This is a genomic window from Pseudarthrobacter defluvii (assembly GCF_030816725.1).
Lineage (GTDB): Bacteria > Actinomycetota > Actinomycetes > Actinomycetales > Micrococcaceae > Arthrobacter > Arthrobacter defluvii_A.
Window position 1 is genome coordinate 3,889,249 of sequence record NZ_JAUSYG010000001.1, and the last position, 13,333, is coordinate 3,902,581.

General features: G+C 66.1%; 11 protein-coding genes and 1 pseudogene. 7 read left to right on the forward strand and 5 right to left on the reverse strand.

Annotated features, from left to right (window positions below):
- Positions 1–234 precede the first annotated feature (234 nt).
- On the forward strand, positions 235–1,677 hold the full coding sequence (locus QF031_RS18130) for an L-serine ammonia-lyase (RefSeq protein ID WP_307431388.1): 1,443 nt from the start codon (positions 235–237) through the stop codon (positions 1,675–1,677).
- Between the two features lie 43 nt (positions 1,678–1,720).
- Positions 1,721–2,734 (forward strand): lipoyl synthase, encoded by a 1,014-nt coding sequence (gene lipA, locus QF031_RS18135; RefSeq protein ID WP_307431391.1) that lies wholly within the window; start codon positions 1,721–1,723, stop codon positions 2,732–2,734.
- A gap of 10 nt (positions 2,735–2,744) precedes the next feature.
- Here lipA and QF031_RS18140 read toward each other — a convergent pair whose 3' ends face one another.
- The 3 genes from QF031_RS18140 to QF031_RS18150 form a co-directional block, all read right to left on the reverse strand.
- Positions 2,745–5,090, reverse strand: a complete 2,346-nt coding sequence (locus QF031_RS18140) for a glycoside hydrolase family 65 protein (RefSeq protein WP_307431394.1) — start codon at positions 5,088–5,090, stop codon at positions 2,745–2,747.
- A gap of 148 nt (positions 5,091–5,238) precedes the next feature.
- Entirely contained in the window at positions 5,239–5,976 is a 738-nt protein-coding gene (locus QF031_RS18145; RefSeq protein ID WP_307431397.1) for an HAD family hydrolase, read from the reverse strand.
- Positions 5,977–6,175: 199 nt separating this feature from the next.
- The gene (locus QF031_RS18150) at positions 6,176–6,793 is read right to left on the reverse strand and encodes an alpha/beta hydrolase (RefSeq protein ID WP_307431400.1); all 618 of its coding nucleotides are present in this window, start codon (positions 6,791–6,793) and stop codon (positions 6,176–6,178) included.
- Positions 6,794–6,965: 172 nt separating this feature from the next.
- Between QF031_RS18150 and QF031_RS18155 the strand changes: the two genes are divergently transcribed.
- The 5 genes and pseudogenes from QF031_RS18155 (at position 6,966) to QF031_RS18175 (ending at position 11,791) form a co-directional block, all read left to right on the forward strand.
- Positions 6,966–7,223 carry a DUF6458 family protein gene (locus QF031_RS18155; protein ID WP_307431403.1) on the forward strand — a complete coding sequence of 86 codons (258 nt, stop codon included), beginning with the start codon at positions 6,966–6,968 and terminating at the stop codon, positions 7,221–7,223.
- A gap of 310 nt (positions 7,224–7,533) precedes the next feature.
- Positions 7,534–8,340, forward strand: coding sequence for a DeoR/GlpR family DNA-binding transcription regulator (locus tag QF031_RS18160; protein ID WP_307431406.1), 807 nt, complete (start codon positions 7,534–7,536; stop codon positions 8,338–8,340).
- Entirely contained in the window at positions 8,337–9,359 is a 1,023-nt protein-coding gene (locus QF031_RS18165; RefSeq protein ID WP_307431410.1) for a 1-phosphofructokinase family hexose kinase, read from the forward strand. Before QF031_RS18160 ends, QF031_RS18165 begins: the two co-directional genes overlap by 4 nt.
- Before the next feature lie 2 nt (positions 9,360–9,361).
- Positions 9,362–11,447 (forward strand): annotated as a pseudogene (locus QF031_RS18170) (PTS fructose transporter subunit IIABC).
- Between the two features lie 65 nt (positions 11,448–11,512).
- Positions 11,513–11,791: an HPr family phosphocarrier protein gene (locus tag QF031_RS18175; RefSeq protein WP_015935750.1), complete on the forward strand. Its 279-nt coding sequence runs from the start codon at positions 11,513–11,515 to the stop codon at positions 11,789–11,791.
- Between the two features lie 118 nt (positions 11,792–11,909).
- On the opposite strand, the gene QF031_RS18180 is transcribed toward QF031_RS18175, so the two are convergent.
- Entirely contained in the window at positions 11,910–12,341 is a 432-nt protein-coding gene (locus tag QF031_RS18180; protein WP_307431414.1) for an SRPBCC domain-containing protein, read from the reverse strand.
- Positions 12,342–12,344: 3 nt separating this feature from the next.
- Positions 12,345–13,187, reverse strand: coding sequence for a class I SAM-dependent methyltransferase (locus QF031_RS18185; RefSeq protein ID WP_307431418.1), 843 nt, complete (start codon positions 13,185–13,187; stop codon positions 12,345–12,347).
- Between the last annotated feature and the right edge of the window lie 146 nt (positions 13,188–13,333).

A 13,333-nucleotide genomic window follows, 5' to 3' on the forward strand; every position in this document is an offset into this window, starting at 1 on the left:
CCGAGCTTGCGAGGCTAGGGAGACGGTGGGGAGCAGGCTTTCGAAAAGTCCGGCTCCTCCGGCCCCTCACGGGGAAGTCGCCTTGGTGACGTGCCCGCGGAGTGGGCGGGGCATCCGGCAGCGTGCGTCTAAGGGAGCGTCACGTCCGCTCAGCGGGCGTCTACGCGACCGAGCACGCAGAGGATGTCCTGCCCGCTCCACCCCAACCACCCGTTTTAGTTAGGAACCAATCGCATGGCTGTTGGCGTTTTTGATCTGTTTTCGATCGGGATTGGTCCCTCGAGTTCGCATACGGTGGGGCCGATGCGGGCTGCTGCTGTTTTTGCGGAGGAGTTGAAGGGCTCGGGGAAGCTGGCAGAGGTGGCTTCGTTGCGGGTGGATTTGTATGGGTCTCTGGCGGCGACGGGGCATGGGCATGGGACGATGACCGCGGTGTTGTTGGGGTTGGAGGGGTTCCATCCGGAGTTGATCCTGCCGGCGGAGGTGGAGGAGCGGCTGGCCTCGATCGCGGAGACCGGGGTCCTGAACCTGGCAGGTGCTGTGCCGCTGCCGTACGGGGTGAAGGACATGGTGCTGCGTCCGTTGACCGTGCTGCCTCGGCATACGAACGGGATGACCTTCACGGTCACCGACGTCAACGGGGCGGTGCTGCACGCGGCGACGTTCTTCTCGGTCGGTGGCGGGTTCATCGTCCGGGAGGGTGAGGAGGACGCCGCGCAGCAGGAACTGGACGCCTCCAAACAGGAGCTGCCGCTGCCGTTCCGGACCGCGGCGGAACTGCTGGAGCACTGCGCGGTCACCGGGCTGGGCATCGCGGACGTGATGCTGGTCAACGAAAAGGCTTCCCGGGACGAGGAGGGGATCCGGGAGGGTCTGCTGCACATCTGGTCGGTGATGGAGAACTGCGTGCAGGCCTCGCTCAAGCGTGAGGGGGTGCTGCCGGGCGGGTTGAAGGTCCGCCGCCGCGCCCCGGACTGGTACGAGCGGCTGAAGAAGGAGACCGCCCGGCCCGGGGACCGGGACAACGAGGACCAGGACGGTGGCCAGGACTTTTACGACCCGCGGTATTGGCAGGAGTGGGTTAATTTGGTGGCGCTGGCGGTGAACGAGGAGAACGCTTCCGGCGGGCGGGTGGTCACCGCCCCGACGAACGGGGCGGCCGGGATCATCCCCGCGGTGCTGTTCTACGCGCTGCATTTCGCCCCCGGCATGGACCAGGCCACCCAGGCCGACCGGGACGGCGTGGTGGTGCGGTTCCTGCTCGCCGCCGGCGCCGTCGGGGTGCTCTACAAGGAACAGGCCTCGATCTCCGGGGCCGAGGTCGGCTGCCAGGGCGAGGTGGGGTCCGCGTCCTCAATGGCCGCCGCCGGGCTCGCCGAGGTCATGGGCGGCACCCCCGCCCAGGTGGAAAACGCCGCCGAGATCGCGATGGAACACAACCTGGGCCTGACCTGTGACCCGATCGGCGGGCTGGTCCAGGTCCCTTGCATCGAACGGAACGCGATCGCCGCCGCGAAAGCGATCAACGCCGCGAAAATGGCGCTCTGGGGCGACGGCACCCACCGCGTCTCCCTGGACGAAGTCATCATCACCATGCGCGAAACCGGCAAAGACATGAGTGACAAGTACAAGGAAACCGCCATGGGCGGCCTCGCCGTCAACGTCGTCGAATGCTGACACCGGCAAACAGAACTCCCGAACAAGAACAAAGGAAACATCAATGACATTGGCACCTGAAGGCCGGAAGATGCTGCGGATCGAGCAGCGCAATGCTGCGGTCCCGGTGGAGCGCAAGCCGGAGTGGATCAAGGCCAAGGTCCAGATGGGCCCGGAGTTCGTGGGCCTGAAGAACCTGGTGAAAAAGGAAGGCCTGCACACCGTCTGTGAAGAGGCCGGCTGCCCGAACATCTTCGAATGCTGGGAAGACAAGGAAGCCACCTTCCTGATCGGCGGCTCCGAATGCACCCGCCGCTGCGACTTCTGCCAGATCGACACCGGTAAACCCTCACCCCTGGACCGGTTCGAACCCACCAAGGTGGCCCGCTCCGTCCAATCCATGCAGCTGCGCTACGCCACCGTCACCGGTGTGGCCCGCGACGACCTCGAAGACGAAGGCGTCTGGCTCTACGCCGAAACCGTCCGCAAGATCCACGAACTGAACCCCGGCACCGGCGTCGAACTGCTCATCCCCGACTTCTCCGGCAACCCCGACCACATCGCCGCGATCTGCGACTCCAAGCCCGAGGTCTTCGCGCACAACGTCGAAACCGTGCCAAGGATCTTCAAAAGGATCCGCCCCGCGTTCCGCTACGACCGCTCCCTGGACGTCATCACGCAGGGCCGCAAACACGGCATGGTCACCAAATCCAACCTCATCCTGGGCATGGGCGAAACCCGCGACGAAATCTCCGAAGCCCTCCGCGACCTCCACCAGGCCGGCTGCGACCTGATCACCATCACCCAATACCTGCGCCCGTCCGAGCGACACCTGCCCGTGGACCGCTGGGTCAAACCCCAGGAATTCGTCGACCTCCAGCACGAAGCCGAAGAAATCGGGTTCCTCGGCGTCATGTCCGGGCCCCTGGTCCGCTCCTCCTACCGCGCCGGCCGCCTCTGGGCCACCGCCATGCGCAAAAAAGGCCGAGACATCCCCGCCGAACTCGCCCACATCGCAGAAGGCATCCAGGACTCCGGCACCACCCGCCAGGAAGCCGCCACCCTCCTGGCGGGCTAGCAGCCCAACGTCAGCTGTTGCCGCGCACCACCGGGATGCTCGCCGTCGGCAGTCCGCTCGGGAACACCGTGGGCTCCGGCTCCGGGACCGGTTCCAGCGCCACCTGCACCGGTTCGGCGCCCACCGTGATGAGCTGGCCCCGGACGTCCACCTCCAGTGGCGCGCCCTCCTGCACGGTCAGCGTGACGGAGCCTGCTGCAAGCCGGACCAGCAGCAGGCGCCCACGGATCTTCAGGTGGAAGACCAGTGCCTCCCACTCCGCCGGCAGCCGGGGATCGAAGTAAGGCACAGGGCCCTGGTCCCGCATCCCCGCGAACCCGCACACGAGCGAACTCCACACTCCGCCGGCGGAGGCGATGTGGACGCCGTCGATGGTGTTGCAGTGGGTGTCGTCCAAATCGATGAACGCGGCGTTGGTGAAGTGCTCCAGTGCTTCCCTCGAGTAGCCCACCTCGGCAGCCATGATCCCCTGCACACAGGCGGACAGGGTGGAGTCGCCGGTGGTGAGCGGATCATAAAAGTCGAAGGCACGCTGCTTTTCCTGGGCCGTGAAGTCCTGCCACTGCAGGAACATGGCCAGGACCGTGTCCGCCTGCTTAACGACTTGGTGCCGGTAGATCACCAGTGGGTGGAAGTGCAGGAGAAGGGGGTACTTGGACCGGGGGGTGGTCCAGTCCCAGGCCTCCAGGGTCATGAAGTCGTTGTCCTGGGAATGCACCTGCATCCGGTCGTCGAACGGCAACTGCATCCGCTTGGCCGCCGCCTCCCACAGCTGGCGCTCCTCGTGGGTGATTTCGGCGTGCGCAAGCGCTGCGGCCGCGCGGAGGTTGAAGCGGGCCATCACGTTCGTGTACAGGTTGTCGTTCACCACAGCGGTGTACTCGTCAGGGCCGGTGACGCCGTGGATATGGAACTGCCCGTCCTTGCCGAAAAAGCCCAGCGACATCCACATCCGGGCAGTCTCGATCAGCAGCTCGGCGCCCATGCCGTCCCGGAATCCGGTATCGGCGGTAGCCCAGAGGTACCTGTTGGTGGCGAAGGCAATCGCCGCAGCGATGTGGAACTGGGCGGTGCCCGCGGCGTAGTAGGCGCTGGCCTCGAGTCCGTTGATGGTGCGCCACGGAAACAGGGCACCGTCGACGCTCAGCTCCTTGGCCCGGATCTTGGCCTCGGGGAGCATGCCGTGCCGGAACTCCAGGACCTGCCGGGCGCCGTCTGGATTGGTGTAGGTAAGGTACGGCAGCAGGTACACCTCCTGGTCCCAGAAGTAGTGCCCCTCGTAGCCCGAACCCGTCACTCCCTTGGCGGGGATGCCGGCAACATCGGCGCGAGCGGTGGCCTGCGCCAGCTGGAACAGGTTCCACCGGATGGCCTGCTGAAGCCCGGGCAGGCCGCCGTCCACCACGATGTCGGAGGTGGCCCAGTAGCTGCGGAAGTGTTCCTCGCTCTCGGCGAAGATGCCACTCACCGGCCGGAGCGCCTTTTCCGCCACCGCGGCTGCGTCCACGTCAGGGTCCTGGATGGTGCGGCCGGCCGCGTAGCTGACGCTTTTTTCCAGCCGGAACGGTTCATGGGCATCCACTGCCAGGACGTACCGGACGCTGCTGTCGTCCTGGTCCACCAATGTCTCGAAGGGCTGGTGCCCCGGGGAGGTCCAGTGGTCCACCGCGATGCCCACCCGCTGCTTGGATTCGGCCGCCTCCCAGGACAGGCGCAGCGAGCCGTCGCCGCCGTCGAGCCGCACGGGCAGCAGCACCCGCCCGGCGTGCCGGCCCGCACGGCGGGGATCATGCACGGAGTGGTCCTCCACCGGCTGGTCCTGGCGGTTGATCACCGAGGAGGTGACGTCCAGGGAAACCTGCCGGTCCGTGGCCACCTCGAGCGAAATACCAAGGCTGCCACGCGACGCGAAGCCCACGGCCCGCCGTTCCGTGGTGGTCACCGTTGCCCCGGACCGGCACTGCCAGGTGATCCGGCATTCGTAGATTCCGGTGCAGAAATCGACGCTCCGCCGGTAGTCCAGGACCTCGGATTCGGCCAGGCTGAGGCTTTCCCCGTCCACCACCACAGTGAAGTTGTTCGCGTCCGGAATGTAGAGGATGCGCTGCCCGGTGCGGGCGAAGCCGAACGCGTTCTCGGCATGCTTGATGTCCCAGATTTCGTGCAGCCCGTTAATGAAGCTGCCCGGCAGCTCGGCGTCCGCCGCTGCCCAGTGTGCACCCCGGATGCCCAGGTGCCCGTTCCCCAAGGCAAACAGGGTCTCAAGCGTTCCCGCGCCGTCAGTTTCATAGCGCGTCTCAACAAGCTGCCAAGGGGTGTCGGGGAACCGCTCGCGGTCCGCGGTGATCAGTGCCATGGTCGGGGTCCTTTTGGCCGTGCTGTGCCGCCGGCTGGCCGGCACGAAGTTATTTTGGGGGAAGTTGGGTATTCAGATTGGTGCTGCAGCGTGGGGGTCGCAGGGAAGCAGCCGGGTTGCCCGGGGAAGGCAACACAGGTTCCGGGGGTCAGGGGATAAGTTCCTGAAGGTCATTGACTACCAGGGTGGCGCCGGCGTCCAGGAGCGTTTGCCGCCCGGCGCCACGGTCCACGCCAACAACGGAATAAAAGGATCCCGCCTGCCCGGCCTGCACCCCGGACACCGCGTCCTCCACCACCACGCACTCGGAGCTGGACAGGTCCAGCAGTTTGGCGGCGTACTCGTAGGTGGCCGGGTTCGGCTTGCCGGGCAGGCCCTGCTCCGCAGCCACCACCCCGTCCACCACGACGGCGAAGTGCCGGTTGAGTCCGGCGGCCTTCAGTACGGCGGGGGCGTTGCGGGAGGAGGAGACGACGGCGACCTTGAGTCCGCGGTCGAGCGCGGCTTGGAGGAAGCGGACCGAGCCTTCGAACGGTTCGACGCCGGCGCTCACGATGTCATTGAAGATCGCGTTCTTCCGGTTACCGAGACCCTGCACGGTTTCGTGGGCGGGGTCGTCGTCCAGCGGGCCTTCCGGCAGGGTGATCCCGCGGGAGGCCAGGAAGTCGCGGACGCCGTCGAAACGCGGCTTGCCGTCAATATGGTCGAAATAGTCGCTTTCGCTGTATTGGGAGACGCCGGGCTGTGCGGCCAGGTAACCATCGAACAGTTCCTGCCAGGCCCGCTCATGCACGGTGGCTGTAGGCGTCAGCACCCCGTCCAGGTCAAACAGGATTGCTGCGGCGCCGGTCCAGGCGGCAGTATCAGCTGCAGTTTCGTGTGTCATCGGCAGTGCGGTGTCCTCTCGGTTTGCGGACATCGGCCCCGCCGGGCAGCCTGAAGGAGGTTCCGCTGCCGCATAGGCGCGCAGCATCTCATCCTTGTCCGCCCACTGCAGGACCGATCATGGCCGTAGATGAGTGTAAGCGCTTGCAAATTCCGCTGGCAACTGTTTTTTCTTACCCTTCACGCCAGCGGATACACAGTCAGCCCAGAACGTAGTGGCGCAGGAAAGCGGTGACGTCCACCATCTCGGTCTTGGACATGGCATGCCCCATCCCAGGGTAGGTCCGGGCCGTCAACAGCGTGTTCGTTTCCAGCCACTCACCGCTGTAGGCGACGGCGTCCTCATTGATGACCAGATCCGCCTTGTCCCGCCCCCAGAAAAAGGGCGGTTTGGCCTCGAAGGAGTCCATCACCGAGAGGAGTTCATTCTTGAGCACGAAGCCGGACAGTCCCACAACGGCCTTGTAGTCGTCAGGATGCAGCCGCAGGAGCGTGGTGGCCATGGCCATGCCCTGGGAATAGCCCATCAGGGTGACGCTGCTGTGCTGATCCCGGACCGAGCTGATCCACGCCCGCACCGAATTGGCGGCGGAAAGGACGTCGGCGAAATCATTTGCCAGGAAGTAATCCAGCAGGAACCAGCCCCAGTGGTCGCCGATGGGCATGGGTGCCCGCAGCGCGGCGAAGGTGAACTCCTGGGGCAGGTAGTCAAAAAGGCGCACCATCCGCGACTCGTCCGTGCCGTAACCGTGCATCATCACCAGCAACGGCGTGCCGGCGCGCTGGTCTTCGGGCTTGGACCACACAACTGTTTCCACCGGAACAGCCTAACGAGACATGCACGCCGCCACGGCCGGGTCGTTGAATCCGGAATCAGCGGGAGGTAGCGTGACGCTTGAATGACAGCAGGCTTAGCTTTTGGCAGTGACGCACCACCCTTCCGTAATGCCCTACCAGGGCCGCGCAGGACGCGGCCAAAAGGAGCAAGTCATGAGAATCGGCTCGTCAATCTTCCTCATCGCCCTCGGCGCCATCCTTGCCTGGGCAGTGGCGCCCGGGCTGATTCCATTCGTGGACCAGCAGTTGGTGGGCTACATCCTGATGGCCGTGGGCGTGATCGGGCTGATAGCCTCGCTCATCCTCGCAAACCCAGGCCGAAGCCGGCGGGTCAGCGAGTCTCGCTCGGTGATCGATCCCAACGCCGGCGAGCGCATCACCCGCCACGAAAGCCGCGACGGCGGGATCTAAGCACCGGCAACGGGCATTCGGAACGCCCAACGAAACCGAAGAGCCGGGCTGGACGCAAGACGTCCGGCCCGGCTTTTTCGCGCCCGGCTACCAAGGTTTCCGGGCAGGGCACGAGGACGTGGACGGCCAGAGGGTCCCGCTGGCTGGCCAAAAACTCCAAGCCTTCCCAGATAAAGAACCTTGTTTAATGTTGGTTTCCATTGACAAACCAACAGAAGCAAAGATAAAGTCAAGTAACTCAACATTGATGTGATGCCAGTCACGCAAAGCTGAGAAGAACAACCGCAGCAACCTACGCAACGGAGGGTACGTGTTCGCCGAGGAGCGCCAGCAGAAGATTGCCGAGCTTGTGGCCGGCAACGGCCGGGTCAGTGTGACCCTGCTGGCTGAGCGCTTCAGCATCACCACGGAAACAGTCCGCCGCGACCTCGCCGCCCTGGAGAACGCCGGCACCGTCCGCCGGGTCCACGGTGGCGCAGTGGCGGCAGACCGCTTCAGCACCACCGAGGAAAGCGTCACCGAACGGGCCATCCAGCGGCCGGACCAAAAGGTCCGGATCGCCCAGGCCGCCCTGGCCCTGATCCCCCGGAACTCTCCCGCCAGCGTCCTCATGGACGGCGGCACCACCACCGAGGTGCTGGCAGACCTGCTGGCGCGGCGCACCGCCGTCGAACCTTCCGACGGAACCGGACCGCAGCACGAACTGGTGGTCATCACCCACGCCGTGCCCATCGCCAGCAAGCTCTCCAACGTCCCCGGCGTTGCCCTGCAGATCCTGGGCGGCCGGGTCCGCGGACTCACCCAGGTGGCCGTGGGACAGGCAACGGTGAACGCGGCCGCCCGGATCCGACCGGACATCGCGTTCATCGGCACCAACGGCATCCATGCCTCCTTTGGCGTCAGCACTCCCGATCCTGAAGAAGCGGCCGTCAAGGCAGCCTTCGTCCAGTCGGCACGCCGCATTGTGGTGCTGGCCGACTCCTCCAAGCTGGACACGGAAACCCTGGTCCAGTTCGCCTCCCTGAAAGATCTGGACACCTTGATCACAGACAGTGAACCCGGACCTGAACTCGCAGCCGCACTTGAAGAGGCCGGCGTCGACGTGGTGATCGCATGATCGTCACCTTCACGGCCAATCCCAGCCTGGACCGCACCGTCGCCCTCCCCGGCCCCCTGGCCCGCGGCGAAGTGCAGCGCGCCGTCTCCGTCCGCCAGGAATCCGGCGGCAAGGGCGTCAACGTTTCCCGCGCCCTGGTGGCCTCCGGGCTCGAATCCCTCGCCGTCCTGCCAGGTGCGGACAGCGATCCCGTCCTGGCGGGGCTGCGTGAAAGCGGCGTGCCCTTCACCTCCCTCCCCATCGATGAACCGCTGCGCACCAACGTGGCGCTCACCGAGCCCGGCGGCGTGACCACCAAGATCAACGAACCCGGTCCGGTCCTCGCGGCAGACCAGCAGGAAGCCCTCATCAAGCTGCTGCTGGAAAGCTCCCGGGGCGCCAGCTGGGTGGTCCTGGCCGGTTCGCTGCCGCCCGGATTCCCGGACAACTTCTACGCCGCGGTGGCCCGGCGGATCCGGGAGGCGGGCAACGGCACTGCGCCGCTGGTCGCCGTCGACTCCTCCGGGGCGCCCCTCGCCGCTGCCCTCACCGACGCCGGAACATCCGACGACGGCACAGGCACCGGCGGAGCAACCACGGGTTCCGGGAAACCGGACCTCCTCAAGCCCAACGCCGAAGAACTGGCGGAACTGGCTGCAGCCGCCGGTTTCACCCCGGCCTCCGGTGACGAACTGGAAGCGGATCCGGCGGCTGCTGCCGCTGCCGCAGCCGCCGTCGTGCGTTCCGGTGTGGGTGCTGTGCTGGCAACTCTCGGTTCCAAGGGAGCTGTCCTTGTAACGGCCGACGGCGCGTGGCTGGCCACGCACCCGCCGGTCGCCGCGGTCAGCACGGTGGGTGCGGGTGACTCCGCACTTGCCGGCTACCTGCTTGCCCATGGCCGGGGTGCCGCCCCTGCCGACTGCCTTCGTCAGGCGGTGGCCCATGGCGCCGCCGCTGCCTCGCTGCCGGGTTCCACCGTTCCGGCAGTAAACCAAACCACCCCGGATGCCGTAACCATCACGGCCCTTCGAAAGGATTGACAGTGACCCAGCTCATCACCACGGACCTGGTCGAGCTCGACCAGAACCTGGGCAACGCCCCCGAGACGGTGATCCGGCATCTGGCAAGCAAGGTAGCTGCCACCGGACGCGCATCAGAAGTTGAAGGCCTCTTCGCGGACGCCTTCGCCCGCGAGCAGAAGACCGCCACCGGCATTCCCGGCGGCATCGCCATCCCGCACTGCCGCTCGGCCGCAGTAACGGTACCCACTCTGGCCATGGCACGCCTTGACCCGAAGGTGGACTTCGGCGCCAAGGACGGCCCGGCTGACCTGGTGTTCTTCATCGCCGCTCCGGACGGGGCCGACCAGGAACACCTGAAGCTTCTCTCCAAGCTGGCACGGTCCCTGATCAAAAAGGACTTCACGGCAGCCCCTCCGCAACGCCTCCTCCCAGGCCGAAATCGTGGAGCTCGTGGACGGCGCCCTGGCGGACAAGCCCGCCGCACATGCCGCAGCGGCTCCGGTTGATGCAGTTCCGGTCGGCGCCGGGGTGGGTGCAGCCGGTGCCGCAGGTTCTTCAGTCTCCGCGGGCGCCAGTGCCGGCGGCACCGCTGCGGGTTCAACGGCCGCACGTCCCAAGCGCCTCGTGGCCGTCACCGCGTGCCCCACGGGCATCGCACACACCTACATGGCAGCTGATTCGCTGGTGGCTGCGGCCCAGGAAGCCGGTGTTGACCTGCAGGTGGAAACCCAGGGCTCCTCCGGCGCCAAGCCGCTGGACCCGGCCGTTATCGCAGCAGCGGACGCCGTGATCTTCGCCGTGGACGTGGACGTCCGCGGCAAGGAACGCTTCGCCGGCAAGCCCGTCATCAACGCACCCGTCAAGCGGGGCATCGACGAACCCGCCAAGATGGTGCAGGAGGCGCTTGCCGCGGCAGACAACCCCAACGCCCACCGCGTGGCGCACTTCGGGGCCGAGGAGCAGGCCGAGCACGAGGCTGAGGAAAAGGGTGAGCACATCGGCCAGAAGCTCAAGAAGGCCCTGCTCACCGGTGTCAGCTACATGATTCCGTTCGTTGCCGGCGGCGGCCTGCTGATCGCGCTGGGCTTCCTCCTGGGCGGCTACGACATCACCGGCGTCGCTGACAAGGTGGTGGTGCAGAACAACTTCGGCAACCTGCCCGAGGGCGGTCTGGCCATCTACCTGGGTGCCGTGGCGTTCAAGATCGGCGCACTGTCCATGGGCTTCCTGGTTCCTGCGCTGGCAGGCTACATTGCCTACGCCATCGCTGACCGGCCCGGCATCGCCCCCGGCTTCGTGGCCGGTGCAGTGTCCGGATTCATGGGTGCCGGCTTCCTCGGCGGCATCGTGGGTGGCCTGCTGGCCGGTTACATCGCCCACCTGATCGGAACCTGGCAGGTGCCCCGCTGGCTGCGTGGCCTGATGCCCGTGGTGATCATTCCGCTGCTCGCTTCGATCGTTGCGTCCGGCTTGATGTTCCTGGTCCTCGGCGGACCCATCGCCGGACTCACCGCGGCGCTCAACAGCTGGCTGTCCGGCATGACCGGTGCTTCCGCCGTCGTCCTGGGAATCATCCTTGGCCTCATGATGTGCTTCGACCTCGGCGGCCCGGTCAACAAGGTGGCGTACGCCTTCGCCGTCGCCGGCCTCAGCGCCGGCAGCGCAACCAACCAGGCCCCGTGGCAGATCATGGCCACCGTGATGGCAGCGGGCATGGTCCCGCCGCTGGCCATGGCCCTGGCCACGGTCCTGGACAAGAAGCTGTTCAGCCTGGCAGAACGCGAAAACGGCAAGGCTGCCTGGCTGCTGGGCGCGTCCTTCATCTCCGAAGGCGCCATTCCGTTCGCAGCAGCTGATCCCCTGCGCGTCATCCCCGCGAGCATGGTGGGCGGCGCACTCACCGGCGCACTCACCATGGCCTTCAACGTGACCTCCCAGGCGCCCCACGGCGGTATCTTCGTGTTCTTCGCCATCGGCAACGTGTTGATGTTCGTCGTCTCGATCATCGCCGGAGCCGTCGTCAGCGCACTGGCGGTCATCGCACTGAAGCGCTGGGCAGTCAAGAAGACCGTTGATACGGTTGAACCGGTTCCCGTGACCGTCTGACCCGGTTTAGCCACAGACCTTCCCGGCGCTGAACCGTCAGCACGCCGAAAGACAAAGGAGCAAAAATGCCAGAACGCACCGCAACCGTTGCCAGCCGCGTGGGCCTGCACGCCCGTCCCGCCGCTATCTTTGCCGAGGCAGCCGGAGAGTTCGACCTGGACATCACTATCGCCCGTGAAGGCGAGCCGGCCGACGAAGCGATGGACGCTGCCAGCATCCTGTCCCTGATGAGCCTGGGCGCTTCGCACGGTGACGTTGTGGTCCTCCGCGCCGAAGGTGCCGGCGCGGACGACGCGCTGGAACGCCTGGTGCAGATCCTGGAAACGGACCACGACGCCGAGTAGCAGCCACGCTGCCTCACAGGCATAACGCCGGCGGCCGCCGTCGGGCCTTCCTCAGCTGAGGGAACGCCCGACGGCGGCCGTTTGGTTTTAACCGTAGGCCCGGAAGGGCGCGCAGCAGTCAGCCGCGCTCGGCGAGTGCCTTCACGTCCGCCAGGAGCTTGTCCCACATGCCTTTCGAGTGCGCGGCAGCTTCCTCGGTGGGGTTGTTGTCCTGGGCCAGCGACAGCAGGGTGGTGCCGCCCTGGTCCTCGAGTGTCCATTCGAGCGTGTGGTAGTTCTCCGGTTTGTCCTCCTGGCCCGTGAGGGGACTGAAATGCGTGTGCACCAGTTTCCGCCCCGGTTCAACCGCCAGGATTTGCCCCTTGTCCTGGTACGCCTTCCCGTCCCACTCGCCCCGCCAGGTGATGGGGCTGCCAACGCTCCAGTCGGTGTCCAGCGTGGTTCCAAACATGAACTCCTTCACCGCGGCAGGGTCGGTAATCACCTCCCACACGCGCTTGGGAGGAGCGTCGACGGTGGTCACAGAAGTTGCCACGTGGTTTTTCGTCATGGTTCAGGCCTTCTTTGCCGTAAAGAGCATGTACTCCCACTCCATCTGGAACGGGACGTCGCCGTGGGCGTCGCCGAAGGAGTCAGCAAGGTCGGTGAGGGCCTTGTCGAGTGCTTTAGCCCTGTCCTGGTCCTGCGCGAGGGACTTGTAAACGGAGAGCATGGGGCCGTAGTGCGACTTGAAGTACCTGACGAAGTCCGCGGGCTGGTGGAAGCTCTTGACGGCAAGGTTCTGCTTGCGGACACGGACATCCGTGATCCTGTCCCCCAGCAGCCCGCGGACGTGGTCCTCGCTCCCCCACAGCGGCGAAGGCTGCGCGCCAGGCGGGGGCGGCGGAGCGAAAGGCTTCATTGCGGCAAACATCTGGCCGACGAACCCTTCCGGCGTCCAGCACAGCAGCCCAATGGAGCCTCCCGGCTTGCATACCCGGAGCAACTCGTCAGCAGCAGCCTGTTGGTGGGGCGCAAACATCACGCCGATGCAGGACATCACCGCGTCAAACTCGGCATCGCCGAAAGGCAGGGCCTCGGCGTCGGCTTCCTGCCAGTCAAGGGTGACGCCGCGGTTCGCCGCTTCCCGCCGCCCGGCCTCGAAAAGCTCGGGGGTAAGGTCGCTGGCCACCACTTTGGCGCCCATCATGGCCGCCGGGATGGCGGCGTTGCCGGTTCCTGCCGCTACATCGAGGACCCGTTGGCGCGGCCTGATGCCACTGGCCTCCACCAGGACGGCGCCCAGCTCAAGGAGCATCTCGTCCGCGAGGGCCGGGTAGTCCCCCGACGCCCACATGGCCCGGTGCTTCTTTTTAAGCTCCCGGTCCGCCTCCACTGCATCGGTCTGCTGGCTCATGCGCGTGCCCCTCTACGTGTCCGGTCCAAATGGCTGACAGCACGCTGTTGGCACAGCGGAGGCTGTGATGCGACTCATTGTGGACGCGATGAAGGCCGCTGTAAAGGCAGGAGTGCAGGCGGACACTCCAGCAGGGCTCCCGCTGG